Raw genomic sequence first — 24,780 nt, 5'->3', positions numbered from 1 at the left:
TCAGGCCCCGGTCGGTGACTCCCAGCCGTCGCGCCGCAGCCGGTCGAGGGCGTCGAGGAGCAGGTCGAGGGCGAAGGTGAACTCGAAGTCCTCGTCGCACCCCGCGGCGCCGGGTCGCCGGCGGCGCGCCTCGAGCGAGACCGCGATGATCGACGGGTAGTCGGCGGGGTCGGGCGCCGGCGAGGTGCGGGTGCCCGCGGCCCGGTCCTCGGCGGTCTCGTCGAAGAGCTCGGGGCTGAACCCCCAGATCCGGTTGCCGAGGGCGTGCATGGCGTGGTGGGCCAGGTCGGGGCTGAACCCGCCGGCGAGGAGGAGCGCGGTCACCGCCTCCATGTGGCCGAGCACCGCCGGCGTGCGGACGGTCCGGGTCTCGATCGCCCGTCGCGCCCACGGGTGGCGCTGCACCGCCGCGCGGGCGGAGAGGACGGCCCCGCGCACCGCCGCCCGCCAGTCGCCCCCCCGCGGCCCCGCCGTGACGACCTCGCCGAGGACGGTGTCGACCATCCCGTCGAGCAGGTCCTCCTTGCTCCCGACGTGCTTGTAGAGCGCCATCGGGACGACGCCGAGCCGGTCGGCGAGGTGGCGCATGCTCACCGCCGCCATGCCGTCCACGTCGGCGAGGGCGACGGCGGCGGCGAGCACGCGGGGGCGGCTCAGGGGCGTCCGGGACGCGGGTGGGGCGGGCACGGGTCCTCCGGAGGTTGACGAGGTGTACAACGTACACCTACGCTCGGTCACACCCCAGGTGTACGCCGTACACCACGATCCCCGAGGACCCGCCATGAGCCCACGCCGCACCGAGCGCCTCGCCGGCGCGCTCTTCCTCCTCACGCACGTGACCTCGGTGGGCGCGGTGCTGCTCTACGGTCCGGGGGGCGTCGACCCCACCCGCCCGCTCGCCGGCCGGACGGCGGTGCTCACCGGTGCGCTGCTCGAGGTCGTGCTGGCGGTCGCGGTCGTGGGGACCTCGGTCGCCCTCTACCCGCTCGTGCGGTCGCGGGCCGCCGGCCTGGCGCCCGCGTACGTCGCGACGCGCACGCTCGAGGCCGCGGTCATCCTCACGGGCGTCGTCGCGCTGCTCCCCGTCGTCGCCGTCCCCGGGTCGGCCGACCCCGCCGCGCTCGACCCCGGGACGGCCGGAGCCCTCGTCGGGCTGCACGCCTGGACCTTCCTCGTCGGGCCGGGGCTCGTCTGCCCGGTGAACACGGTCGTCCTCGCGTGGCTGCTGCACCGCGACCGGATGGTCCCGCGCGTCGTCACGCTCCTCGGTCTCGTCGGCGGTCCGCTCATCGGGCTGGCCAACCTCGCGGTGATGTCCGGCCTCACCGGCACCCTCGCGGTGGCGGCCGTGCCGATCTTCGCCTGGGAGGTCTCGCTCGCCGTCGTCCTCCTCGTGCGCGGGCTGCGGGTGCCGGAGGTGGCGGTGGCGTCGCTACCCCGCGGGCTCGTCGCCGCGGCCCCGTGACCGGGCCCTTCAGGTGAGGGGCCGGGCCAGCCAGTCGAGCAGGAGGTCGGTGAAGCGCTCGGGGTGCTCCATCGAGGGCAGGTGGGCCGCGTCCGGCCAGTCGACCCGGCGCGCGCGGGGCAGGCCCGCGAGGAGACGCTCCGTGGCGTCGCGGGTGGTGTCGAGGTCGAAGCCCCCGAGGAGGACGAGGACGGGGGCGGTGAGCTCGTCGAGGCGGTCGGGGACCGGCGGGTCGAGCTCGTCCTCCTCGACGTCGTCGAACGCCGCACCGACCTCGAAGGCGCGCCGCTGCATCCGGGCCACGGCCTCCCGGAGCCCCGCGTCGACGTCGTCCGCGGACCGCCCGGGCCCGACGACCCACGTGTCGACGTTGGCCGCGACGGCGGCGTCGAGGTCGCCGGCGGCGAGGGCCGAGCGCTCCGCGTCGGCGAAGGCGCGCAGTTCGGGGGTCATCGTCACGAGCAGGCTGCCACCCGGCGGGCAGAGGGCCAGCGAGCGCACGCGGTCGGGGGCGACGACGGCCACCTCGGCGGCGACCCCGGAGCCCATCGAGGCCGCGACGATGTCGCAGCGGTCCACCGCCAGCTCGTCGAGCAGCGCGAGCACGTCGGCGCGGTGCGAGAGTGGTCCGTCGGGGAGCCGGTCCGAGCCGCCGAAGCCGCGCAGGTCGGCGCGGACGACGTCGTGCGTACGGATCAGGCTGTCCCACAACCCGTCCCACATCCGACGGTCAGCGACGCCCGCGTGCAGGAGGAGGACAGGGACGCCTCCGCGGGGGCCGTCGCGGTCGTACTCGATCCCGGTGTCGGTCAGGGGCACTCGTGCCTCGCTCCGTCGTCCATCCGCCCAGTCAACGCCGTGTGCCTGCTGGGCGGCAACCGGATTGCGCCCGGCCGGTCGCGCTGACCGGACGAGTGGTGGGTCGGCCGAACGGCCCTCATACCTCCCGAGCACCCACCCGGCAGCACCTCCCGCTGCGGATGATGCGGACATGCAGGGTGAGCAGACGCAGGTGATGACCCGGGCCGAGCGCCGTCGTGCCGTCGAGGAGCAGGCGCGCTCGTCGCGCTCCCGCCGACGTCGCGCGGCCGCGCCGACCCCCGTCGTCGCCCCGCCGCCCTCCCCGACGACGGCCACCGCGGTCGCCGTCCTCGAGCGCCCCCCTGTCGTGCTCGGGACGGCGGCCGCGGACGGCCGCGCCTCTCGCACCGGACGCCGTGTCGCGGACCGGGCGCGTCGTGGACGCCGTCGTCGGACGGCCGCCGCGGTCGCCGTCGTGGCCGTCCTCGGCGTCGCGGGCTGCGGCGCCGTCGCCTGGGCCGGGATGCTGCCGGGCGACGTGGAGCAGCTCGTCCTGCGGGTCGCCGGCAGCCCCGAGGAGGTCGCCCCGGCCGCCGCCGACCCCGCCCCGACCGTCGCCGTCACCCCGTCGGCCTCGCTCACCGAGACCGCCGACGAGCGGCTGCTCTCGACCGTCGACCTCTGCGGCGCACTGTCCCGCGGCGAGCTCGACCCGACCTCGGCGTCGTACCGGACGCTCGTCGTCGCGGCGGGCTCGGCCGACCTCGACGCCTGGTGCGCCGACCTCACCGGCGACGCCGCCCGCGCCGACTCCTGACCCGCGCGGACCTCGTCGGCCCGCCGTCCGTGGTGGGGTGGACCGGTGCGCCCCACGCCTCCGCCCGTCCTCGTCGTCGACGCCGCCAACGTCGTCGGCTCGCGCCCCGACGGCTGGTGGCGCGACCGGCCCGGCGCGGCCGCCCGGCTGCACGCCGCCCTCGTGGCCGCCCGGTCCGATGAGGTCGTCCTCGTCCTCGAGGGGCGGGCCCGTGCCGGTGTGCCGGAGGATGACCGGGACGGCGTGCGCGTCGTCCACGCGCAGGGCGCGGGGGACGACCGCGTCGTCGAGGAGGTCGCCGCCCTCGTCGCCGCGGGCCGCGCCACCACCGTCGTCACCGCCGACCGCGGGCTCGTCGGAAGGGTCGTGGCGCTCGGCGCCTCGGTGACCGGTCCACGCGCGCTCCTCGACCGGCTGGCGCCCCCGCGGGTGCCGCCGGCCGTCCGCCTGCGACCCCTGTCCGAGGACGACCTGCGCGTGCACGCCGCCGGGTGCGACGCCCTCGTCGTCCGCTGGTCCGGTGGTGGGCAGGAGAGCACGGACGAGGACCACCTCCGCTGGCTGCGGGCCAACGCCCGGGCGTGGCGCGAGGGAGGGGACCTGCTCGACGTGGCCGTCGAGGACGTGCGCTCCGGTGAGCACGTCGGGGTGGTCGGCGTCCAGCGACACCGCCCCGAGCTCGAGCCGGACGACGTCAACCTCACCTACGCCGTGTACGCGGGCCACCGCGGACGGGGGTACGCGACAGCGGCCGTGAGCGCGGCGATGGCCCTCGCCGCCCAGCGGGCTCCGGTGCGCCGCTTCGTGATCCGTTGCGACCCGGAGAACCGCGCCTCTGCGGAGGTCGCGCTGCGGGCCGGCTTCGAGGCGCTCGGTCCGGTCACCGAGCCGGACGGCTCCACCCTCCTGCGCTTCGTCCTCGACGTCGGCTGAGCGCGTGCCGGCGAGATCTCCCGACGCCTCCTCACACCCGGGCGAGCAGGTCGCCGTGGACGACGACGAACCATCCGTCCGGGGCCCGTGCCCACTCCCGCCAGGCCTCGGCGATCGCGTCGAGCTCGGCTGGCGTGCACCGCTGCTCACGGACCAGCTGGTCGGCGAGCGCGCTCCCGGTGATGCGGTCGGCCCACATGCCGCCCCAGGACGCCCGGTCGGCCGGCGCCGCGAAGCACCACGTCGAGGCGCCGACCTCCGGGTCGCCGAACCCGGCCGCCCGCGCCCACCCGAGGAGGCGCCGCCCGGCGTCCGGCTCGCCGCCGTTGGCCCGGGCGGCCTCCTCGTAGAGCCCGAGCCAGCGGTCGAGGAGCGGCGCGGCCGGCCACCACGCGAACGCCGCGTAGTCGGCGTCCCGGGCGGCGACGAGACCGCCCGGCCGGCAGACCCGCCGCATCTCCGCGAGGGCACGCACCGGGTCGGCGACGTGCTGGAGCACCTGGTGGGCGTGGACGACGTCGAAGGAGGCGTCCGGGAAGGGCAGCTCGTGCACGTCGCCGACGACGAGGTCGGCCGGCACGCCGCGCCGGGCGAGCTCGGCGGCGGTGAGCGCGAGGGCCTCCGCGGTCGCCTCGAGCGCCGTGACCGGTCCCGGTGCGACGAGGGCGGCGAGGTCGGCGGTGATGGTGCCGGGCCCGGACCCCACGTCGAGCAGGGCGAGCCCCGGACGCAGGTGGGGCAGCAGGTGGGCCGCGGAGTTGGCGGCCGTGCGCCACCGGTGCGAGCGCAGCACGGGCTCGGCGTGGCCGTGCGTGTACCGGGTCATCCGGCCACCGTCGCCGACGCCGCCGGGCCCCGGCAAGGCCGGGCCCGCGCTGCGAACCGGCCCGGTCCACGGACCGGACGCTTCCGCGTCAGTACCAGTGCGGCGAGCGCGACTGCCAGGCCGACCACGCGGCGCAGGGGGACCCGTAGGCGCGGTCGATGTAGTCCAGCCCCCAGCGGATCTGGGTCGTCGGGTTCGTCAGCCAGTCGGCGCCGGCGCTCGACATCTTCCAGCTCGGCAGGGCCTGGGGGATGCCGTAGGCCCCCGACGAGGGGTTGGTCGCGCTCCAGCTCCAGCCGGACTCGCCGTTCCACAGGTCGACGAGGCAGTGGTACTGCCCGGAGCCCCAGCCGTGTCCGCCGACGAGCGCCGCGGCGGTGCGCCGGGCCGCCGCGGGGGAGCCGCCGCCGCTCCCGACCACCGGGGTCGAACCGCCGGCACGCGCGGCCCGGTCGCGGGCGGCCCGCGCCGCGGCCTCGGCCCGCCGCTTCGCCGCGGCGAGGGCCCGGGCGCGGGCGGCCAGCCCCGTGGCGCGCCGGCTGCTCAGCCGCGCGGCCCGGTCGCGCAGCGCGACGACGCGGGTGTCGAGGGCCTCCGCCTGCGCGGCGAGGGCGGCGACCTGGGTCCGGGCCGTGGCCTCGGCCTGCTCGGCGGCCTGCCGGGCGGCGGTCGCGCGCGCCGTCGCGGCCCGCTCGTCGGCCCGCGCGGCGTCGAGGTAGGCGCTGCGCGACGTCGCGGCCGCCGCCGAGCCGGCGGCGCGGGCGAGGTCCTCGCTCGTGCGCCGGGCGTCGGAGTCGAGGACCACCTGGGCGTCGGCCATCGACTCGGGCGAGCCGGCGAGGACGAGCTCGAGCTGGGAGACCTCCCCGGTGTTGGTCCAGGCGCGGAACGCGGCGTCGGTGACGGCGCGATGGGCCTGCGCGGCGTCGGCGCGGGCGGTGACGAGGTCGGCCGCGGCCTTGTCCGCGACGGCGACGGCGCGGGCGAGGTCCTGCTCGGCCCCGCGCTGCGCGTCGACGGCCCGGGCGACCCCGAGCTGCAGCTGCGTCAGGCGGGCGCCGAGGGTGGCCTGGCGCGCGGCGAGGGACGCCGCCTCCCGGGTGGCCGCCGCGGCGGCCTCGCGGGCGGCCGCGACCGTGCCGGCGCTGGGCACGACGGGGTCGTCGGCCTTGGCCGCGGGCGCCCCCGTGAGGACGAGGGCGAGCGCGGCCACGGCGGGCGTCGCTCGCGTGAGGGGTCGGCGGAGCACCCGACGAGTGTCACATCCGCCCCACCAGCCCCGGTAGCCCCACGGGCGGCCGGTCCTCAGCCGACGGACAGGTGCGGGTCCGACGCCCCGGGCGGGGCGCCGTCCGTCACCGGGCGCGCAGCTGCACGTCGTGCTCGCCGGTCGCGCGCTCGATGTCGGCCTCGGCCGAGGCCACGAGCCGGTCGGCGAGGCGACGCAGGGCCCGGGCGACGGCGACCTCGTCCCCGATGTGCGGGCTCGCCGCGTCGCCGGCACTGCGGTGCGACGTGCCGCGGGCGGTCAGCGCCTCGGGGGCGTCGGCGAGGAGCGCGACGGTGGCCGTCGTGTCGTCGCCCTGCTCGAAGAGGGTGACGCGCACGCTCCACTGCCGCATCGTCCCCAGCTCGGGGCGCGCGACGACGGCCTCGTGGTCGTGTTCGTGGCCCTCCTCGACGCGCAGGACCGACCCCGGCCCCGGGTAGATCGTGCTCGTCCGCCCGTCGTCCCACCGCACGGTGTACGGCGGGCCGTCCTCGGTGGACGCGGCGACGACGACGCCGGACCGCACCGGCTGGTCGACCTGCTCCCCGGCGAGGACGATGTGGTCTCCTGGTCGTGCTCTCACGGCGGCCTCCCTCGGTGGCTCGTCACCAGTCACGAGGTGCGCCGGGGCGGTGGCGACGGCCCCCGGCGCCCACCCCGATCATCCCGCGCCGGCGGGCCGGGCGACAGGGGTGGGCGACGTGGGATGCGTCGCGGTCAGGGGAGCGTCAGCCCGTCGCCGAACCGGAACAGTGCGTCGTCGCCGAAGCCGGGGACGTCCTCCGGGTGCCGGCGCACCGCCTCCATCGAGACGGGGACGTCGAACGGCAGGCGGCCGATCGGCGGGATGCCACCGGTGAGCGCCGCGAGCAGGGCGGCGTCGCTGCTGCCGTAGGTCGCGGTGAGGGCCGTGCACACCGGGACGAGCGGGGTGAGCACCGCCGGCCGGTCGAGGGCGACGTCGAGGACCAGCGGCACCCGGGCCGCGAGCCGCTGGAGCCGGGCCACGCGCCCGGGCGGGAAGTCGAGCGAGCCCTGGTGGAACCACGCCTCGAGGAAGAGGTCGTCGCGGTGCTCGAACGGGGCGCCGAGCCGCACGAGCGCGACGTCGGCGTCCTCGGGCGCGTCCGCGGGCACGAGCCCGGCGACCACGAGCGCCTCCGCCGCGACGCCCTCGGCGTACACCCGGGTGCCCGGACGCAGCGGCAGCACCGGCCCGTCGTGGTCACCCGTGGCCTCGTTGCGCAGCACCGTCACCGACCGGGCCTGGGCCTCGAAGCCGGCCCGGCGGAACTCGTCGCACCCGAGCACCGCTGCCGCGGCGTCCTCGTCGACGAACGGGTCGTCGAAGAGCCCCAGCCGGAACTTCACCCGCAGCAGCCGGCGGGCCGACTCGTCGATGCGCGCCTCGGTGACCCGGCCCGACCGCACGAGGTCGAGGAGCAGCTCGACGCACTCCTCGCCCCCGAACTGGTCGGCTCCGGCGTGGAGGATCAGCTCCATCCGGCCGGTCGGGTCGAGGTGCTCGACGCCCCAGGCCCGGGCGGGCAGCACCTGGTCGCCGACGTGGTTGTCGTTGACCAGCTCCCAGTCGGTGAGCACGACGCCGTCGAAGCCGAGCCGCTCGCGCAGCAGGCCGGTGACGACCTGGCGGTTGTAGCCGAAGCCCACCTCCTCGACCGGCTCGCCGTCGACCTCGAGCCCGACCGGCATCCCGTAGTAGGGCATGACCGCGGCGGTGCCGGCGTCGATCGCGCGGGGGAACGGAGCCAGGTGGTCGTCGAACCGCCCTCCGCCGTAGACCTGTTCGCGTCCGTAGGGGAAGTGGGCGTCCTCGCCGTCCTGCTGCGGTCCGCCGCCGGGGAAGTGCTTCGTGACGCAGGCGACGGCCTCCGGCCCCAGCCCGGCGCGCTGCTGGAAGCCCTCGAGGTACGCGACGCCGAGGTCGCCGGCCAGCTGCGGGTCCTGCCCGAAGGTCCCGGCCTGCCGGGCCCAGCGGGGCTCGGTGGCGAGGTCGAGGGTGGGGTGCAGCGCCTCGCGGATGCCCACGGCCACGTACTCGCGCCGGGCGATGTCGGCGAACCGGCGGACCGCCTCGGCGTCGCGCAGGGCCGCGAGCCCGAGCGGTTCCGGCCACTGCGAGAAAGCCCCGGCCGCGAACGACGCCCCCGCGTTCTCGATGAACGCGTGCCGGGGGTCGGTGCTGACGGTCACGGGGATGCCGTGCGGCGTCCGCTCGGCCAGCCGCTGGAGGGCGTTGCTCCACCGCGCGGCCTGTCGCGCGTCGCGCAGGGCGTGGACGTTGAAGTGCGACAGGTGCTTGCGCACCACCACGTCGCTCGTCGGCGACTTGCTGATGGCTCCCGGAGCCTCGAGCAGCTCGCCGTCGGCCCCGGCCTCGATGACCGTGTGGAACATCAGGCCGACCTTCTCCTCGAGGGAGAGCCGGCCGAGCAGGTCCTCGACGCGCTCGTCGACGGGCAGGCGCGGGTCCTCGTACGGGTCCATGACCCCGTTGCCGTTGAGGTCGCGCCAGGCCGGCGCCCCCGCCGTCGCCGGGTGGGCGACGACGGCGGCGCCGGAGAGGGTGTCGGTGGTGGGTCCTGCGGTCACGCGAGACCCGCCCCGAACTCCTCCATCGCCAGCACCGGACGCAGGCGCTTCTCGACCGACTTCGTGGAGAACGCCTTCCGGATGACGTCCTTCCCGAGGACGTTGCCGAGCGAGCCCATGACCATCGCCTGGTCGAGCGAGAGGTAGCGCCGGGCGACGGTGCCCGAGCGCACGGCCACGGCGTCGAAGAACCCGCCACGGTCGTAGGCGCCGAGCTCGTGCTCGACCCGGGCGAGGTTGGCGAAGGCCTCCCGCGGTTCGTGCATCATCGCGAGGAACGCGGCGTGCGGCGTGACCACCCCGTCGCCGAAGGTCGGCGTCGGGTTGGTCGCCGGGCGGCAGTCGCCGAAGCCCGGGTCGTAGTTCGTCATCTCCTGGTCGGAGAAGTAGCCGTCCGGGTTGAGGCCGAGCGCGTCGACGCCGTACTCGCGGTAGCCGCCGGCCGGGTTCGAGGCCGGCGAGAAGCCCCAGAAGCCGTACTTCGCCTCGAGGAGGCCGTGCTCGCGCTGGGCGCGGACGTGCAGCGGGTGGTTGCGTCCCCAGGACCGCGGCGCCCACCGGGCCTCGTCGACGAACACGTCGGGCATGAGCTCCTCGAACATCGACCCGCCCCAGCCGGGGACGACGTGCATCCCGCGGTAGGTGTACGCGCCCTCGAAGACCTCGAGGCCGAGGTAGGTGCGGTTCCGCCCGACCGGCTTCATCTCCGGCCACGACCAGTCGCAGGTGTCGGGGAAGGTGCGCCACATCGCGAAGTACTGGCGCGCCGGGATCTGCCCGGTGAGGATGCCGAGGTAGCTCGTGATGCGGGTCTCGGACACGGTCGTGTCGTAGTGGTGGGTGGTGAGCCACACCGGGTCGCCACCGATGTGCGTGCCCTGGTAGGTCCCGCCCGGTCGGCCGTCCTCGCCGGGGTAGAAGCCCCCGTGGATGAGGCCTCCGGCCCGGACCTGGTGGGCGGGGTCGCTGTTGTCGTTGTAGAACGCGTCCCACCGCATGCGGCCGAAGACCTTGCGCGCCAGGGGCGCCGCGCCGCGGTCGGCGGAGGAGACGACGAGCAGGGCCGCACCCAGCCAGCCGTTGTCGATGCTCGAGCAGAACGGGACGACCGGGTCGCCGGAGTCCGGCCACGTGGTGAGTGCCTCGCCGGTGGCCTCGTCGTACCAGTTGTAGTACATGCCGCTCGGGGTGTGGTGCTCCATCCGCTCGACCGTGCGCAGGGTCTGCAGCAGCCGGCGGGTGCACTCGCCCCGGCTGATGATCCCGAGCTCACGGGCGACGACCGCGCTCCAGAGGTAGCCGCCGACGTTGGTGGGCGAGGTGTAGCCGCTGCGGTCGCCGCGGGCGAGCGAGGCCTCGATGTTGTCGGCCGGGAGGCCCGTCCGCTCGTCGGTCATCGCGACGAGCGAGCGCCACGTGTCGGCGGCCCAGCGGCGGGCGGTGCGGCTGCTCCAGGCGGTGTGGTGCGCGTCGCCGTGTACGAACGACGCTGTGGGGGAACCGGACAGGGCGTGCGCGGGCTGGGCGGCGGCACCGGAGACGACGATGCCGCCGAGCGCGGCGGCGCCGCCGACGAGCAGCTGGCGACGCGACGCCGCGGGGACGATGAGGGGTCGAGCGGTCATGAGGATGTCTCCTGACGGGGGGTGGGGGTGGACTCGGGGTGGCCGGGCCTCACTTGATGCCGGTCGTCGCGATGCCCTCGATGAAGCGCCGCTGGAAGACCATGAAGACGACGAGCACGGGCAGCACGACGACGGTGGCGCCGGCGAGCAGGAGCCCGTACTGCGTGCTGTTCTGCCCGGTGCTGTAGAGCGCGAGCGCCACGGGCAGGGTGTAGGTGTCCTCGGTCTGGGCCACGACGAGCGGCCAGAGGAAGTTGTTCCAGCTGCCGAGGAAGGTGAGGATGCCGAGCGTCGCGAGGGCCGGCCCGCACAGCGGAAGGATGATCCGCGCGAAGATCCGCAGCTCGCCCGCGCCGTCGACGCGCCCGGCGTCGACGAGGTCGCGCGGCAGCCCGAGGATGAACTGGCGCATGAGGAAGACCCCGAACGGGCTGACGAGGAACGGCAGGAACAGCCCGGGCAGGGTGTTCACCAGGCCGGCGTTCGCGACGAGCACGAACAGCGGCACGAAGGTGACGACCCCGGGGATCATCAGCGTCGTCATGACGACCACGAACAGCGCTCTCTTGCCGCGGAAGTCGAGCATCGCCAAGGCGTACCCGAGCGCCGAGCAGAAGAGCAGGTTGCCCGCCGTGACGACGACCGCGACGACGATCGAGTTCGCGAAGTAGCCGCCGAAGTCGAGCCGGCTGAACAGCTGAGCGTAGTTGTCGAGGCTCGCGGCCTCCGGCCACCACGTGGGCGGTGCCGAGCGCAGCTCGGCGTCGGACTTGAAGGACCCGAGGACCATCCAGGCGAACGGGGCGACGACGGCGACGAGGGCGACGGTGAGGACGCCGTAGAGCCACCACGTGCCCTTGCGGGAGCCGAGCATCACTTCTCCTCTCGCAGCAGCCGGAACTGGATGGCGGTGACGACCGCGACGAGGACGAAGATGATGTAGCTGATCGACGCCGCGTAGCCGTAGTTGCCGAACCCGAACTGCTCGTACGTGTACATGGACATCGACTTCGTCGAGTTCAGCGGGCCGCCGCTCGTCAGGACGAACGGCTCCTCGAAGAACTGGAGGTAGCCGATGCCCGTCGTGACGGAGACGAAGAGGATGGTCGGGCGCATCAGCGGGAGGGTGATGTGCCGGAACCGCTTCCACGCCGAGGCACCGTCGATGGCCGCCGCCTCGTGGAGGCTCCACGGCACGGCCTGCAGGCCCGCGAGGAAGATGATCATCCCCGTGCCGAAGTTGCGCCAGGTCGCCATGAGGATGAGCGAGGGCATCGACCAGGTGGGGTCACCGAGCCAGTTGGGCCCGTCGATGCCCACCCAGCCGAGCACGGTGTTGACGAGGCCGTAGTCGGTCTCGAGGAGGAAGCGCCACACGACGGCCACCGCGACGATCGAGGTGATGACCGGCGTGTAGAAGCCGAGCCGGAAGATGCCGCGCAGCCGGGTGATGCCGCGGTCGAGGGCGACGGCGGCGGCGAGCGCGACGACGAGGGTCAGCGGCACCCCGACGAGGACGAAGTACGCCGTGTTGAGCATCGCCTTGCGGAACACCGGGTCGGACAGGGCCCGGGTGTAGTTCTCGACGCCGACGACGTTGACCGCGAACGGGGTCCGCAGGTCGCGCGAGCGGGTGTCCGTGAAGCTCATGAAGAGCGACTGGAGCACCGGCCACAGGGTGAAGGTGAGGAAGAGCAGGCAGAACGGGAGGGCGAGGAGCCACGCAGCCCGCCCCTCCGCCCGGGCGGCGGCGCGTCGGCGCCGTCCGCCCGGGGCGGTGGTCGCGCCGGCTGGAGCCGGCGGGGCGGTCGTCGTGGTCATCTCACTGACCGGTGCCGATCGAGTCGGCCTGCTGCTGGACGGTCTTCAGCGCGGCGGCGGGGTCGGCGCCGGTCTTGGTGACCTTCTCCATCTCGGTGTCGAGGTTCGCGACGACCTGCTCCCAGGTGGGGAACGACGGCGGCGCCTGCGCGGTCTCGAGCTGCTCGCCGAAGACCTTGAGCTTCTCGTCGCCGGCCAGCGCGGAGTCGTCCCACGCCGACTGGACGGACGGCAGGTCGGTGGACATGCCGTACCACTTGGCCTGGGTCTTGGGGTCGGCGAGGAACTGGACGAACTTCCACGCGGTGTCGCGCTGCTTGGAGCTCTTGAAGACGACGAAGTCCGAACCGCCGACGAACGAGGAGGACTGCTTGTCGGCCGGGATCTTCGCGACCGAGTACTTGTCCTTGAAGCCCTCGCCGCCGACCTTCTCGACCGCGGACATCATCCACGGGCCGGAGATGAACATCGGGACCTTGCCGCTCGCGAAGTCGGGCTCGGTGGTCGGCTGCACCGGGGCGGCCTTGTCGGAGATGCCGTCGGTGAAGAACGACTGGTAGTACTGGGCGGCCTTGAGCAGCTCGGGGTTGTCGAAGGAGTACTTGCCGTCCTTCTCGAGCGAGGCGCCGGCGGACCACGCGAAGGGCATGAGGGTCTGCCACGAACCGGTACCGCCGGCCTGCAGGCCGATGCCCCACTTGGCGCCGGCCTTGTCCTGCATCGCCTTGGCCATGTCCTTGAGGCCCTGCCACGTCGTGGGGGCCTCGTCGTAGCCGGCCTTCTTCGCGAGGTCGGTGCGGTAGTAGAGCAGGCGGGTCTCGACGTACCAGGGGATGCCGTACGAGGTGTCGCCCACCTTCGTCGTCTCCTGGGCGCCCGGGAAGAAGCCGCTGGCGTCGATGTTGCTCGGCAGCGGGTCGAGCGCGTCGAGGCCGGCGAACTCACCCATCCACGTCGTGCCGACCATCGCGGCGTCCGGGGTGCTGTTCGCGGTGATCGCGGTCGTGAACTTGTCGTGCGCCGCGTCCCACGGGATCGCCGTGACGTTGACCTTGGCGCCCGGGTTCTGGGCCTCGAAGTCCTTGGCGAGCTCGGGGAGCTTCTCGCCCTCGGCTCCCATCGCCCAGACGGTGATGGTGCCGGTCGCCTTGCCGTCGGCGACGTCGGTGCCCTGGGCGGCGGCGCCCCCGGTGTCCTCGCTGCGCCCGCAGGCGCTGAGGGTGAGGGCGGCGGTGGCCACGAGGGCCAGGACCGTCGTCGGCGTGCGTCTCATGTCGTGCTCACTTCCTTGTGGGGTGGGGCTGGGTGGGTGGTCGGGTCAGGGGGAGACGGTGCGCGAGGGTTCGGGGCAGCCGCACGAGCCGCGCACGACCACGCGGGTCGCGAGCACGCCGGGGTCGCCCGGCTCGGCACCGGTGACGCGCTCGTGGAGGCGGCGGGCGGCGAGCGCACCGAGCTCGCGCACCGGCTGGCGGACGGTGGTCAGGCCGGGGCGGACGTACCGGGCGGCCATGACGTCGTCCCAGCCGGTGACGGCGAGGTCGTCGGGGACCCGGACGCCGGCCGCGGTGAGCCGCTCGACGAGGGCGAGGGCGATCTCGTCGTTGGCGCAGACGACGGCATCCGGCAACGGACCGGCGGCGAGCAGCTGCTCGGCGAGCGCGGCGCCGTCGGACTCGCGCAGCCCTCCGCCGAGGGGCTCGGGCACCGCGAGGCCGCGCTCGGCGAGGGCGGCGGCGAAGCCCTCGAACCGGGCCCGCACGTCGGGGGCGACGTCCGGCAGGCCGGCGAAGACGGGTCGGGTGCGGCCGTGGTCGTCGAGCAGGTGGGCCGTGAGCTCGGCGGCGCTCGCGGTGTTCTCGGCCGCGAAGTGCTCGATGCCGTCCGAGGCGCGGCCGGCGAGGACGAGGACCGGCTTGTGGCGCGAGGCCCGGCGCAGGACGTCCTCGGACAGGAGGCCGCCGAGCACCGCGACGCCGTCGACGCCGGCGGCCAGCCGGGTGACGCGCGGGCCGTCGAGCGGGCGGTCGTCCTCGACGAGGGCGAGGACGACGCTGAGGTCGAGGGCGGCCGCGGCCTCCTCGAACCCCATGAGGAGCTCGGAGAAGTACGGGCCGCCGAGCTCGGGGAGGACGAGGCCGAGCGCCTCGTGCTGGCGCACCGCGAGCGAGCGCGCGGCCGCGACGGGCATGTAGTCGAGCCGGTCGATGGCCTCGAGGACCTTGCCGCGGGTCCGCTCGGAGACGGCCGAGCTGCCCTGGAGGACGCGTGAGACGGTGGCGATGGAGACGCCGGCCGCGTCGGCGACCGAGTAGATCGTCGTGCCGCCGGACCCCGGGGGATGGGCCGTCATCACGCCACCTCCTTGTAAGCGCTTACAACCTGCTGTGAGCGCTTACATTGCCACGGCCTCCCGGGCCTGACAACCCCCGCGCCGCCCGACATCGGTGTCAGCGGGGCGTTCGGCCGGGCCGATCCGGGGCGCTGACCTGCGCCGATGCCGTTCACCGATCCGCGGGTTCTCGTCCGGTCCGCGGGATGGGGTCGGGCGGGTGGGGTCGGGCGGGGAGGGGCCGGTCGTCAGGCCCGGCGGCGACGGGCGGCGACGGCGGCGGCGCGCGCCGCCTTCCCCCGGCGCTGCGCGGCCGACAGACTGACCCCATGGGCACCCCGTACACCGTCACCCGCTCGACCACCGTGCAGGCCCCCGCCGCCACCGTGCACGCCCTCCTCGAGGACTTCCGGGCGTGGCCGCGCTGGTCGCCGTGGGAGGACCTCGACCCGCAGATGCGCCGTACTCCGGCGCCGAGCGCGGGGTCGGGGCGCGGTACGCCTGGGACGGCAACCGGAAGGCCGGCCGGGGGACGATGGAGGTCACCGGGTCGGCTCCCGAGGAGGTCGACGTCGCGCTGGCCTTCGAGAAGCCCTTCCCCTCGCAGTCGCGGGTCGAGTTCCACCTCACGCCGCGGGACGGCGCGACCGAGGTCGAGTGGCGCATGCTCGGCGAGCTGACCGCCCTCATGCGCCTCTTCTCGCTCGTGAGGTCGATGGACTCGCTCGTCGGGCCGGACATGGAGAAGGGTCTGGTCCGGCTCCGCGCCGCCGCGGAGTCCGACGCGGGCTAGGGCCGCCGGGGCGCGGCTGCCCGCCGTCCGAGGGCGCGACCGGCGAGGGCCACGACGAGCACCAGGTCGCCGACGACGAGGGGGAGCACCGGCGCGACGGGCCCGAGCTCGACCGGTACGACGGCGACCGCCATCCCGGCGAGGCCGGCAGCGGCGAGCGTCATCGGCACGATGCGGGCCCCGATGCGGTTGTGCCAGAACGCCACCGCGAGGGCGAGGAGTCCGAGCCCGACCACGGCGGCGGCGCTCGTCCAGTGCTGGCGGAACTCGGTCACGCCGCGGGTGCCGTCGTCGAGCAGCACGAGCGCGCCGACCACCACGAGCAGCGCGTACCCGAGCCGGCCGAGGAGCGCGGCGTGGGCCGCCGGGTGCGAGCGGTCGTGCGTCATCGTCCACAGGGCGCGGGCGGCGACGACCTCGAGCACGCCGATGATGAGGAACGAGGTGACGACGTCGACGGTCGCGGTGTCCGGGCGCCCGAGGAGGGTGAGGGCCGGGACGGTGAGCGCGACCGACCCGAGGACCGCCGCGGCGGCCACCCGGGCCGAGCGCGTCGAGCGGTGGTGCGTGCGCCGCGCGGCCGGCGCGGTCGTGGGCGTCGGGGTCGCGGGGACGGGTGGCCGGCGGGGTGTCGCGGTCGGCGCCGGCCGGCGGGTGGCGGTGGTCGTCATGCGTCGAGCGTGGCGTCGCGCGGGGTCCCGTGTCTCTGGGGGGCGTCCCTGAGCCGACCCCGAGCGCCCCCGAGGACCCGGGCCGTCCCCGGCGCCCCACGACCCGGCCGACTCGCGCAGGATGGTCCCCGTCGGCCGTCCGACCTGTTATGGTCACAGTGACTTTAACCCGAGGAGGTCCCGGTGCCCGTCACGAGTCCCGGCCTGCTGACCGACCGCTACGAGCTGACGATGCTCACCGCCTTCGTCCGTGACGGCAGCGTCGGGCACCCCGCCGTCTTCGAGACCTTCGCCCGTCGGCTGCCCGAGGGCCGCCGCTACGGCGTCGTCGCCGGGCTCGGCCGGCTGGCCCCGATGCTCGCGGACTTCCGCTTCGACACCGCCGAGGTCGACTGGCTGCGCGCCCAGGAGGTCGTCGACGACGCGACGGCCGCGTGGCTGCGCGACTTCCGGTTCACCGGCGACGTCGACGCCTACCCCGAGGGCGACCTCTACTTCCCCGGCAGCCCGGTCCTCACCGTCCGCGGGACCCTCGGCGAGTGCGTGATGCTCGAGACCCTCGTGCTCAGCGTCCTCAACCACGACAGCGCCGTCGCGAGCGCCGCCGCCCGGATGGTCCTCGCGGCCGGCGACCGGCCGCTCGTCGAGATGGGAAGCCGGCGCACACACGAGGAGGCCGCGGTCGCCGCCGCCCGCGCGGCCCACGTCGCCGGGTTCGCGTCGACGAGCAACCTCGCGGCCGGGCGTCGGCACGGGGTGCCGACGGTCGGCACCGCGGCCCACGCCTTCACCCTCGCCCACCCGAGCGAGGCCGAGGCGTTCGCCAGCCAGGTCGCGGTGCAGGGCAAGGACACGACGCTGCTCGTCGACACGTACGACGTCGAGCAGGGCATCCGCACCGCCGTCGAGGTGGCCGGTCCGGGGCTCGGCGCGGTGCGCATCGACTCCGGTGACCTCGCCGACACCGCGGCGGCGGCCCGCGCGCTGCTCGACGAGCTCGGGGCCCACGACACCCGCATCGTCGCGACGAGCGACCTCGACGAGTACGTCATCACCGCCCTCGCCGACGCCCCGATCGACGGCTACGGCGTCGGTACCCGGGTCGTCACCGGCTCCGGGCACCCGACCGCGAGCATGGTCTACAAGCTCGTGGCGGTCGGGTTCGAGCCCGACGGACCGCTGCACCCCGTCGCGAAGAAGAGCCACGACAAGATCTCGGTCGGCGGCGGCAAGACCGCGTGGCGCACCCACGACGCCGCCGGACGGGTCACCCGCGAGTGGTACCGGGTCGACGGCGTGGCCGAGGCAGGGGCCACGCGGGTCCAGGTCCCGGTCGTGCGCGGCGGCCGGCTGGTCCACGACCCCTCGCTCGCCGAGGTCCGGGCGCACTGCGCGTCCGCCCTCGCCACCCTCCCCGAGGCCGCGCGCTCGGTGTCCGCCGGGCGCCCGTACCTCACCGCAACCCTCGAAGGAGAGACCGATGGCTGACGCGCTCGTCGTCGTCGACGTGCAGACCGACTTCGTCGAGGGCGGCGCCCTCGGGGTCGAGGGCGGGACGGAGGTGGCCCGGCGGATCGGCGAGCACGTCGCCGCCCACGCCGGGCGGTACGCAGCCGTCGTCGCCTCCCGCGACTGGCACGAGCCGCACGGCACGAACGGCGGCCACTTCGCCGCCCCCGGCGAGGCCCCCGACTTCCGGACGACGTGGCCGGCCCACTGCGTCTCGACCGGGCCCGGGGCCGGGTACGCGGCGGCCCTCGACACGAGCCGCATCACCCACGAGGTGCGCAAGGGCGCCGGCTCCGCGGCGTACAGCGCCTTCGAGGGGCGCACGGCCGACGGGGTCGCGCTCGTCGACCTCCTCCGCGGCCTCGGCGTCACGCACCTCGACGTCGCCGGCATCGCCACCGACCACTGCGTGCGCGCCACCGTCCTCGACGCGTGCCGCGAGGGCTTCGGCGTGCGGCTGCTGCCGGGGCTGCACGCCGGGGTCGCCCCGGACACGAGCCGCGCCGCGCTCGCCGAGATGGCCGCCGCGGGCGCGGAGGTCGGGCCGTGAGCGGGCACCCTCCCTTCGCCGTCACGGTCGACCTCGCCGTCTTCACGATCCGCGACGGCGTCTTCTCCGTGCTCCTCGTCGAGCGGGGGGTCGAGCCGTTCGCCGGCTCGTGGGCGCTGCCCGGAGGGTTCGTCGAGGTCGCCGAGGACGCCGAGACCGCGGCCTGGCGCGAGCTCGTCGAGGAGACCGGGGTCGAGCGCTTCGAGGGCCACCTCGAGCAGCTGCGCACCTACTCGGCCCCCGACCGCGACCCCCGGATGCGGGTCGTCTCGGTCGCCCACGTCGCGTTCGCCCCGGACCTGCCGGAGCCCACCGCGGGTTCGGACGCCGCGAACGCACGGTGGTGGTCGGTCGACGACGTGCTCGACGGCGGCCCGGACGCCCCGGCGCTGGCCTTCGACCACGAGCAGATCCTCCGCGACGCCCGCGAGCGCATCCGCGCCAAGCTCGAGTACACCACCCTCGCACGGGAGTTCGTCACCGAACCGTTCACCCTGCCCGAGCTCCGGCGGGTCTACACCGCGGTGTGGGGGTCGCCGCCCGACCTCGGCAACTTCCGCCGCAAGGTGCTCGGCACGGACGGCTTCGTCGTCCCGACCGACGCCCACGGCGTGTCCACGGCGGGGGGCCGCCCGGCCCTGCTCTACCGTCGCGGGAGGGCGAGCGAGATCCAGCCGCCGATGCTCCGCACGACGACCCGAGGAAGCGACTGACCTCCCGATGGGCCACCACCACGCCGTCACCGAGGGCGCGTCCGGACCCCGTGCGGCCGTGCCTCCGGCTCCGACGCCGCTGCTCACCCGGGTCGTCGTCGTCCTGCTCGTCGCCCTCACCGCGGCGGCCACCGTCGTCGGGCTCGTCACCCTCTGGCCGCGGGGCGAGGTGCCGACCAACCCCGACCTCGACTACGCCGTGTCCGGCGCGACCTTCCCCCGGGCCACCGTCCTCTCGCTCACCGAGGCCTGCCCGGCCGCGGTACCGGACGCCACCGACGGGGGGCCGGTCGGCGCGCCGGACTGCGGCCAGCTGGCCGTCCGGCTCGAGGACGGCTCGACCCGCACCGTGCGCATCCAGCCCGAGGTCACCCGCTCGGGGCTGCGCGCCGGCGACACGGTCGTCCTGCTCCGGCTGCCCGACGAGGCGGTCGCCGACGCCGCCGAGCAGGGAGCCGTCATCGACGACGCGTACTCGTTCGCGGGCGTCGACCGCGACCCGCCCCTCCTCGTCCTCGCGGCCGTCTTCGTCGTGCTCGTGCTCGTCGTGGCCCGCTGGCGGGGCCTGGCGGCGCTCGTCAGCCTCGGCATCGGCGGCTACGTGCTCCTGGAGTTCGTCGCGCCGGCCCTGCTCCAGGGTGCGGACCCGGTGGCCGTCGGCCTCACGGCGTCCGGGGCGACGATGCTGCTCGTCCTCTACCTCACGCACGGCCTCAGCCTGCGGACCTCGACCGCACTCATCGGCACCGTCGTCGGCCTCGGGCTCACCGCCGTCGCCGGCGTGCTCGGCTCGGACGCGGCCCGGCTCACCGGGGTCGGTGACGAGAACGGCGGTCTGCTGCAGGCGCTCGCGGGCGAGGTGCACCTCCACGACCTCGTCGCGTGCGGGGTGCTCATCGCGGCCTTCGGCGTCCTCAACGACGTGACGATCAGCCAGACCTCGGCGGTGTGGGAGCTGCGCTCGGCGGACCCGTTCCGCAGCCGTGCCGCCCTCTTCGCGTCGGCGATGCGGATCGGCCGCGACCACCTCGCGTCGACCGTGTACACGATCGTCTTCGCGTACGCCGGTGCCGCGCTGCCCATCCTCCTGCTCATCGCGCTCTCCGGGCAGGGCGCCGACAAGCTCTTCCTCTCCGAGGACATCACCGCCGAGGTCGTGCGCACCCTCGCCAGCGCCATCGGCCTCGTCCTCGCCATCCCGGCGACGACCGCGGTCGCCGTCCTCGTCGCGCCGCCCCCACGCACCGACGGCGGCGCGCCCGACCCGGTCCCCACGCCACCGGAGCCCGCCGCCGCGACCTGACCCGCGCTGGTGCCGCCCTGCCGGCTGTGGTGGGATCGGGGGCAGCAGCGGGACGTCCGTCGCGCTGCCGCCGACCGGAGGCCCGCGCATGCCCGACCCCCGACCCGCGACCTACGGCGTCCACTCCGAGGTGGGGCGCCTCCGCAAGGTGCTCGTGTGCCGCCCCGGACTTGCCCACCGGCGGCTGACGCCGACGAACTCCACGGACCTGCTCTTCGACGACGTGCTCTGGGTCGGACAGGCCGAGCGCGACCACGCCGACTTCGTCGCCGAGCTCACCGCGCGCGGCGTCGAGGTCCTCGAGCTGCACGACGTCCTCGCCGAGACGATGGCCGTGCCCGGCGCCCGCGACTGGCTGCTCGACCGCAAGATCGTGCCCAACCACGTCGGGCTCGGGCTCGTCGACTCGACCCGCGCCTTCCTCGAGACCCTCGACCCGCACCGACTCGCGGAGTTCCTCATCGGCGGGCTGGCCATCGTCGACCTGCCCGAGGAGTTCCGCACGCCGTGGGTGCTGCTCGCCCGCGAGCAGACCGGGAGCCGCGAGTACCTCCTGCCCCCGCTGCCGAACACCCTCTACACGCGCGACACCACGTGCTGGGTCTACGGCGGCCTGACCCTCAACCCGCTCTACTGGCCGGCCCGCCAGAACGAGACGATCATCTACAAGGCGATCTACACCTTCCACCCCGACTTCACCGGGGCCCCCATCTGGTGGGGCGACCCCGAGACCGACTGGGGCGAGGCCACGCTCGAGGGCGGTGACGTCATGCCGGTCGGCAACGGCGTGGTCCTCCTGGGGATGAGCGAACGCACCTCCCGGCAGGCGATCACCCAGGTCGCGGCGACCCTCTTCGCGCAGGGCGCCGCCGAGAAGGTCGTCGTCGCCGGGATGCCGCAGCTGCGGGCGGCGATGCACCTCGACACCGTCTTCACCTTCGCCGACCGCGACGTCGTCACGCTCTACCCGACGATCATGGACGGCGTGCACACCTTCGTGCTGCACCCGTCCGACGCCGCGCCCGGGGTCGAGATCGAGGACCGGGGCGAGGGCTCGTTCACCAAGGTCGTCGCGGAGTCGCTCGGGCTCGACGGCCTGCGCGTCATCGAGACCGGCGGCGACTCGTACGCCTCCGAGCGCCAGCAGTGGGACAGCGGCAACAACGCGGTCGCCGTCGAGCCCGGGGTGGTCTTCACCTACGACCGCAACACGACGACGAACGCGCTGCTGCGGGGCGCGGGCGTCGAGGTCGTCGAGATCCGGGGGGCCGAGCTGGGTCGGGGTCGCGGGGGCGGCCACTGCATGACCTGCCCGCTCGTGCGCGACCCCGTCGACTACTGAGCCCGGCGATGGCCGCCCACCGCACCTTCCGGCCCTCCGCGGGACGGACGTTGGGCGTGGAGTGGGAGCTCGGGCTCGTCGACCCGACGAGCCTCGACCTCGTCTCGCGCGCCCCGGAGCTGCTCGCGGCCCTCGAGGAGGACGCCCGGCCGGCGCGCGGCGGGGCCACCGGGCCGGGGCGCTCGCTCGTCACCAAGGAGCTGCTGCTCAACACCGTCGAGATCGTCACCGGCGTCTGCGAGAACGCCGCCGCGGCGGTCGAGGACCTCGAGCACGGCCTGTCGCGGGTGCGGCAGGCGGCCGACGGGCTCGGGGTGCAGCTGTTCGCGGGGGGCGCGCACCCGTTCACGCGGTGGGAGGACCAGGAGGTCTCCCCCGGGCAGCGCTACGAGACGCTCATCGACCGCACCCAGTGGTGGGGCCGGCAGATGGTCATCTACGGCGTGCACGTGCACGTCGGGGTCACCTCGGCCGCGAAGGTCTGGCCGCTGCTCAACGCGCTGCTCACCTACCACCCGCACCTCACGGCGCTCTCGGCGTCCTCGCCGTTCACCGGCGGCGTCGACACGGGGTACGCGAGCAACCGGACGATGCTCTTCCAGCAGCTGCCGACGGCCGGCCTGCCCTTCCAGTTCGAGACCTGGGCGCAGTACCGGTCCTACCTGCGCGACGTGTTCACCACCGGGGTCGTCGACGACGTCAGCGAGCTGCGGTGGGACATCCGGCCCTCGCTGCGGCTCGGGACGATCGAGGTCCGGGCCTGCGACGGGCTGACGTCGGTGGCCGACGTCGCGGCGATCGCGGCGTTCGTCCACTGCCTCGTCGTGCACCTCGAGGAGCGGCTCGACCGCGGCCGGCTCCCGGACCCGCTCCCGCCGTGGCACGTGCAGGAGAACAAGTGGCGCGCAGCCCGGTACGGCCTCGACGCGATCATCGTCGCCGACGCCCGCAGCCGCGAGGTCAAGGTCGTCGAGGACGTGCTCACCCTGCTCGACCGCCTCGAGCCGGTGGCCCGACGGCTGGGCTGCGTCGACGAGCTGCGCGGTGTCGAGGGGCTCGCCCGCGGCGGGGCGGGCTACCTCCGGATGCGCCACGCGGCGCAGGAGGCCGGGGGCGACCTGCGGGCCGCCGTGCGGGCGGCGCTCGTTCCTGAGTGAACCGGGAGGCGTCCGACGACCGGCGGCGAAACCACGGTGCGGACGCGGTGACCACCCTCCTACGGTGGCCGGGTGCAGTCGCCGCCACCGGACCTCCCGCCCGCCCGCGTCCTCGCGATCGTGCGTGACGGCTGGCGGCCCGGGGCGACGGCGGCGGGGTACCTGCCGGTCGGGTTCGGCAGCCACCACTGGCGGGTCGAGGACGACGACGGGCGGGCCTGCTTCGCGTCCGCCGACGCCGTCGACGGGCCGGGCGGGTGGGAACGGCTGGCCGGGGCCTTCGGGGTCGCGGCCGCCGCCCGGGCCGCGGGGGTGCCCGAGGCGCACGGGCCGGTGCCGGGGCGTGACGGCACGCTGCTCGCGCGCTCGGGGTTGTGGGCGGTGTCGGTGCAGCCCTGGCTGGAGGGCGAGGCCGGCCGGTTCTCCGACCGGTGGTCCGACGCCGAGGCCGAGGCCCTCGTCCGGCTCCTCGCCGGGCTGCACGGGGTGCGGCACGCCGCGCCGCCGGAGGAGCCCGACCTCCCCGGGCGTCCGGCACTCGACGGCGTCCTCGCCGCTGTGGCCCGGGGCCGTCGTCCGGACGGGGGTCCGCTCGGGCCGGAGGTGGCCGACGTCCTCGCCCCCCGGCTCGGCGCGCTGCGCCGCGAGCTGCGGCGACTCGACGCCTCGGTCGCCTGTGACCCGGGGCGGGTCGTCGTCACGCACGGTGAGCCGCACCCGGGCAACGTCGTGCGGACCGGCGCCGGGCCGCGGCTCGTCGACTGGGACACGGCGCGCGCGGCCGAGCCGGAGCGCGACCTGTGGCTCGTCGCCGCCCGCACGGACCTCGACGTCGCGGCGCTCTACGCCGAGCTCACCGGTCGGCTGGTCGACCCGGAGCGGATGGCCGGCCGCGAGCGGCGCTGGGCACTCGCCGACGTCGCGTCGTTCGTCCCCGCCCTGCTCGCCGCGTCCGGACCGGACGCCGACACGGCGTGGCAGCTGGAGGCGTTGGGCCGGACGCTCGAGGCGCTCTGAGGCGGCGTCGGCTCAGCAGCCGGTGGCACGCCCCGACGCACGATCGATGAGAAGGCCCTCTTCCTCCCAGGTGAAGGTGTAGGTCAGTGCGAAGGCGCGACATATCACTTCGTCGTCCATGATGTCCTCGGTCTTGAGCAGGACCTTGGCCGAAACGCCGCTCTCCTCGTCCGAAGCAGACTGAACGTCTATGGATCGCCACGTCGAACCAGCGACACCTTGCGTCCAGGCATCAAGCCCCCCCAGCTCCTGCTGTTCTCGAGGGGTGAACGACTCGAAGGCCGCGGGGAACGAACCCTCGTTGATCAGAGTGCCGTGCGTGAACAAGACCTGGCCGACGATGGCTTCGAGAGGATCTGCTTCGTCGCTGATCTCGAGGGCGTCACCCTCGTCGGGGGGGTTGTCCTCCGGCGGAATCACGTCATCGCTGGAACAGGCGGTATCAGGACTGTCGTCGGCTTCCAGGGCAGCCAAGTCGCTGCTGAGGTCATCGACCGGGATGAAGAATCCGGTCCCCTCCGCTCGCACGGTCGCCGACGGAACGCTGTCGGAGGCGGCCAGACCAACAGCGGTGAAGACGCCGACGACCGACCCGTCTTCGTCGAGGACCGGACCGCCACTGTTTCCACCGTTGCCGGCCGCGTCGGTGACGTGGGCCCGCTCAATCGTCCCGTCCTCGCCCGCGATCCGTTCATCGAGTCCCTTGACGATTCCTTGGCTGATCTGCAGCGTGTAGCTCCCCAGGGGGTAACCGACGATGGCGATGGGGCTGCCACGCTCGGGCACCCGCGACGCAAGCTGGAAGGGCTCACCCCCGAGGGGCTCCGTGAGCTCCAGAACCGCGAGATCGTGATCCGGGAACACGTCGACGACCAACGCGTCGGCGGTCTCACCCTCCTCAGTTTGTGCCGAGATCGCTTGGGCACCGTTCGCGACGTGAGCCGCCGTCACGACATGACCGTCATCGAGGAGAAAGCCGGTCCCCATCCAAGCGCCGTCCTCACACGAACTGACAGCCAGTCTGAGCACCGCTTCATCGTGATCCTCGAACACCGCCCGCCATCCCGCAGGAGACGTGGTCTTCCCAGTCTCTGCCGGATCGGTGGATTTCTGACCCGGTGAGGGAGGTTCAGGCGTGACGAGGCTGCACCCCGCCAGAGCCGCGGCGAGTAGCAAGGCAAGATAGCGAGCAGCGGCCATGTGCCCTCCCGACATCAATTCC

The 24,780-nt window shown here is 74.7% G+C and carries 24 protein-coding genes; 11 read left to right on the top strand and 13 right to left on the bottom strand.

Annotation, left to right across the window (positions count from 1 at the left end):
- Positions 1-687, bottom strand: a complete 687-nt coding sequence (locus JQN70_RS02700; RefSeq protein ID WP_307835779.1) for a TetR/AcrR family transcriptional regulator — start codon at positions 685-687, stop codon at positions 1-3.
- 94 nt (positions 688-781) lie between these two features.
- Here JQN70_RS02700 and JQN70_RS02695 point away from each other — a divergent pair, with 94 nt between their 5' ends.
- Positions 782-1,465 (top strand): DUF4386 domain-containing protein, encoded by a 684-nt coding sequence (locus tag JQN70_RS02695; RefSeq protein WP_204129751.1) that lies wholly within the window; start codon positions 782-784, stop codon positions 1,463-1,465.
- A 9-nt stretch (positions 1,466-1,474) separates the two neighbouring features.
- On the opposite strand, the gene JQN70_RS02690 is transcribed toward JQN70_RS02695, so the two are convergent.
- Positions 1,475-2,284 carry an alpha/beta fold hydrolase gene (locus JQN70_RS02690; RefSeq protein WP_204129750.1) on the bottom strand — a complete coding sequence of 270 codons (810 nt, stop codon included), beginning with the start codon at positions 2,282-2,284 and terminating at the stop codon, positions 1,475-1,477.
- Between the two features lie 172 nt (positions 2,285-2,456).
- On the opposite strand from JQN70_RS02690, the gene JQN70_RS02685 reads away from it, so the two are divergent.
- Positions 2,457-3,083 (top strand): hypothetical protein, encoded by a 627-nt coding sequence (locus tag JQN70_RS02685; protein ID WP_204129749.1) that lies wholly within the window; start codon positions 2,457-2,459, stop codon positions 3,081-3,083.
- Between the two features lie 45 nt (positions 3,084-3,128).
- Complete coding sequence (locus tag JQN70_RS20795) at positions 3,129-4,016, top strand: GNAT family N-acetyltransferase (protein WP_204129748.1); 888 nt, start codon at positions 3,129-3,131, stop codon at positions 4,014-4,016.
- A 31-nt stretch (positions 4,017-4,047) separates the two neighbouring features.
- Here the strand turns inward: JQN70_RS20795 and JQN70_RS02675 are convergent, their stop codons facing one another.
- The 9 genes from JQN70_RS02675 to JQN70_RS02630 form a co-directional block, all read right to left on the bottom strand.
- A complete protein-coding gene (locus tag JQN70_RS02675; protein ID WP_204129747.1) occupies positions 4,048-4,842 on the bottom strand; it encodes a methyltransferase domain-containing protein in 795 nt (264 codons plus the stop codon).
- Between the two features lie 88 nt (positions 4,843-4,930).
- Positions 4,931-6,091 (bottom strand): aggregation-promoting factor C-terminal-like domain-containing protein, encoded by a 1,161-nt coding sequence (locus JQN70_RS02670; RefSeq protein ID WP_204129746.1) that lies wholly within the window; start codon positions 6,089-6,091, stop codon positions 4,931-4,933.
- A gap of 106 nt (positions 6,092-6,197) precedes the next feature.
- Positions 6,198-6,695 carry a dsRBD fold-containing protein gene (locus JQN70_RS20790; RefSeq protein WP_307835778.1) on the bottom strand — a complete coding sequence of 166 codons (498 nt, stop codon included), beginning with the start codon at positions 6,693-6,695 and terminating at the stop codon, positions 6,198-6,200.
- A gap of 134 nt (positions 6,696-6,829) precedes the next feature.
- On the bottom strand, positions 6,830-8,620 hold the full coding sequence (locus JQN70_RS02655) for a glycoside hydrolase family 3 protein (protein WP_204129802.1): 1,791 nt from the start codon (positions 8,618-8,620) through the stop codon (positions 6,830-6,832).
- 101 nt (positions 8,621-8,721) lie between these two features.
- The gene (locus JQN70_RS02650; RefSeq protein WP_204129745.1) at positions 8,722-10,350 is read right to left on the bottom strand and encodes a glucoamylase family protein; all 1,629 of its coding nucleotides are present in this window, start codon (positions 10,348-10,350) and stop codon (positions 8,722-8,724) included.
- 49 nt (positions 10,351-10,399) lie between these two features.
- Positions 10,400-11,224, bottom strand: a complete 825-nt coding sequence (locus JQN70_RS02645; RefSeq protein ID WP_204129744.1) for a carbohydrate ABC transporter permease — start codon at positions 11,222-11,224, stop codon at positions 10,400-10,402.
- Entirely contained in the window at positions 11,224-12,171 is a 948-nt protein-coding gene (locus tag JQN70_RS02640) for a carbohydrate ABC transporter permease (RefSeq protein WP_204129743.1), read from the bottom strand. The genes JQN70_RS02645 and JQN70_RS02640 overlap by 1 nt, the downstream gene beginning before the upstream one ends.
- Before the next feature lies 1 nt (position 12,172).
- The gene (locus JQN70_RS02635) at positions 12,173-13,444 is read right to left on the bottom strand and encodes a sugar ABC transporter substrate-binding protein (RefSeq protein ID WP_204129742.1); all 1,272 of its coding nucleotides are present in this window, start codon (positions 13,442-13,444) and stop codon (positions 12,173-12,175) included.
- Positions 13,445-13,489: 45 nt separating this feature from the next.
- A complete protein-coding gene (locus tag JQN70_RS02630) occupies positions 13,490-14,524 on the bottom strand; it encodes a LacI family DNA-binding transcriptional regulator (protein ID WP_204129741.1) in 1,035 nt (344 codons plus the stop codon).
- 394 nt (positions 14,525-14,918) lie between these two features.
- Between JQN70_RS02630 and JQN70_RS21180 the strand changes: the two genes are divergently transcribed.
- Positions 14,919-15,296 carry an SRPBCC family protein gene (locus JQN70_RS21180; protein WP_239110405.1) on the top strand — a complete coding sequence of 126 codons (378 nt, stop codon included), beginning with the start codon at positions 14,919-14,921 and terminating at the stop codon, positions 15,294-15,296.
- On the opposite strand, the gene JQN70_RS02620 is transcribed toward JQN70_RS21180, so the two are convergent.
- On the bottom strand, positions 15,293-15,967 hold the full coding sequence (locus JQN70_RS02620) for a hypothetical protein (RefSeq protein WP_204129740.1): 675 nt from the start codon (positions 15,965-15,967) through the stop codon (positions 15,293-15,295). The genes JQN70_RS21180 and JQN70_RS02620 overlap by 4 nt on opposite strands.
- A 183-nt stretch (positions 15,968-16,150) precedes the next feature.
- Here JQN70_RS02620 and JQN70_RS02615 point away from each other — a divergent pair, with 183 nt between their 5' ends.
- The 7 genes from JQN70_RS02615 (at position 16,151) to JQN70_RS02585 (ending at position 23,558) form a co-directional block, all read left to right on the top strand.
- On the top strand, positions 16,151-17,455 hold the full coding sequence (locus JQN70_RS02615; protein WP_204129739.1) for a nicotinate phosphoribosyltransferase: 1,305 nt from the start codon (positions 16,151-16,153) through the stop codon (positions 17,453-17,455).
- The gene (locus JQN70_RS02610) at positions 17,448-18,026 is read left to right on the top strand and encodes an isochorismatase family protein (protein ID WP_204129738.1); all 579 of its coding nucleotides are present in this window, start codon (positions 17,448-17,450) and stop codon (positions 18,024-18,026) included. Before JQN70_RS02615 ends, JQN70_RS02610 begins: the two co-directional genes overlap by 8 nt.
- Positions 18,023-18,739: an NUDIX hydrolase gene (locus tag JQN70_RS02605; protein ID WP_204129737.1), complete on the top strand. Its 717-nt coding sequence runs from the start codon at positions 18,023-18,025 to the stop codon at positions 18,737-18,739. The genes JQN70_RS02610 and JQN70_RS02605 overlap by 4 nt, the downstream gene beginning before the upstream one ends.
- Positions 18,740-18,746: 7 nt before the next feature.
- The gene (locus JQN70_RS02600; protein ID WP_204129736.1) at positions 18,747-20,042 is read left to right on the top strand and encodes a YibE/F family protein; all 1,296 of its coding nucleotides are present in this window, start codon (positions 18,747-18,749) and stop codon (positions 20,040-20,042) included.
- A gap of 88 nt (positions 20,043-20,130) precedes the next feature.
- Positions 20,131-21,384, top strand: a complete 1,254-nt coding sequence (locus JQN70_RS02595; protein ID WP_204129735.1) for an arginine deiminase — start codon at positions 20,131-20,133, stop codon at positions 21,382-21,384.
- A gap of 8 nt (positions 21,385-21,392) precedes the next feature.
- A complete protein-coding gene (locus JQN70_RS02590) occupies positions 21,393-22,541 on the top strand; it encodes a glutamate--cysteine ligase (protein ID WP_204129734.1) in 1,149 nt (382 codons plus the stop codon).
- A gap of 72 nt (positions 22,542-22,613) precedes the next feature.
- Positions 22,614-23,558: a phosphotransferase gene (locus JQN70_RS02585; protein WP_204129733.1), complete on the top strand. Its 945-nt coding sequence runs from the start codon at positions 22,614-22,616 to the stop codon at positions 23,556-23,558.
- 12 nt (positions 23,559-23,570) lie between these two features.
- Here JQN70_RS02585 and JQN70_RS02580 read toward each other — a convergent pair whose 3' ends face one another.
- A complete protein-coding gene (locus JQN70_RS02580) occupies positions 23,571-24,758 on the bottom strand; it encodes a S1 family peptidase (RefSeq protein WP_204129732.1) in 1,188 nt (395 codons plus the stop codon).
- Positions 24,759-24,780 lie beyond the last annotated feature (22 nt).

The sequence above is a fragment of the Phycicoccus sonneratiae genome, assembly GCF_016887965.1.
Lineage (GTDB): Bacteria > Actinomycetota > Actinomycetes > Actinomycetales > Dermatophilaceae > Phycicoccus > Phycicoccus sonneratiae.
The sequence above is the reverse complement of the archived record's forward strand: the minus strand, read 5'-3'. Positions and strand labels throughout refer to the sequence as shown.

Bases quoted from the DNA above. Each gene is read 5' to 3' on its own strand.
- JQN70_RS02630 (WP_204129741.1), bottom strand. From the start codon at position 14,524: ATGACGGCCCATCCCCCGGGGTCCGGCGGCACGACGATCTACTCGGTC.
- JQN70_RS02590 (WP_204129734.1), top strand. From the start codon at position 21,393: ATGGCCGCCCACCGCACCTTCCGGCCCTCCGCGGGACGGACGTTGGGC.
- JQN70_RS02620 (WP_204129740.1), bottom strand. From the start codon at position 15,967: ATGACGACCACCGCCACCCGCCGGCCGGCGCCGACCGCGACACCCCGC.
- JQN70_RS02640 (WP_204129743.1), bottom strand. From the start codon at position 12,171: ATGACCACGACGACCGCCCCGCCGGCTCCAGCCGGCGCGACCACCGCC.
- JQN70_RS02695 (WP_204129751.1), top strand. From the start codon at position 782: ATGAGCCCACGCCGCACCGAGCGCCTCGCCGGCGCGCTCTTCCTCCTC.
- JQN70_RS02595 (WP_204129735.1), top strand. From the start codon at position 20,131: ATGCCCGACCCCCGACCCGCGACCTACGGCGTCCACTCCGAGGTGGGG.
- JQN70_RS02650 (WP_204129745.1), bottom strand. From the start codon at position 10,350: ATGACCGCTCGACCCCTCATCGTCCCCGCGGCGTCGCGTCGCCAGCTG.
- JQN70_RS02645 (WP_204129744.1), bottom strand. From the start codon at position 11,224: ATGCTCGGCTCCCGCAAGGGCACGTGGTGGCTCTACGGCGTCCTCACC.
- JQN70_RS02685 (WP_204129749.1), top strand. From the start codon at position 2,457: ATGCAGGGTGAGCAGACGCAGGTGATGACCCGGGCCGAGCGCCGTCGT.
- JQN70_RS02580 (WP_204129732.1), bottom strand. From the start codon at position 24,758: ATGGCCGCTGCTCGCTATCTTGCCTTGCTACTCGCCGCGGCTCTGGCG.
- JQN70_RS02655 (WP_204129802.1), bottom strand. From the start codon at position 8,620: ATGGACCCGTACGAGGACCCGCGCCTGCCCGTCGACGAGCGCGTCGAG.
- JQN70_RS02635 (WP_204129742.1), bottom strand. From the start codon at position 13,444: ATGAGACGCACGCCGACGACGGTCCTGGCCCTCGTGGCCACCGCCGCC.
- JQN70_RS02610 (WP_204129738.1), top strand. From the start codon at position 17,448: ATGGCTGACGCGCTCGTCGTCGTCGACGTGCAGACCGACTTCGTCGAG.
- JQN70_RS02675 (WP_204129747.1), bottom strand. From the start codon at position 4,842: ATGACCCGGTACACGCACGGCCACGCCGAGCCCGTGCTGCGCTCGCAC.
- JQN70_RS02600 (WP_204129736.1), top strand. From the start codon at position 18,747: ATGGGCCACCACCACGCCGTCACCGAGGGCGCGTCCGGACCCCGTGCG.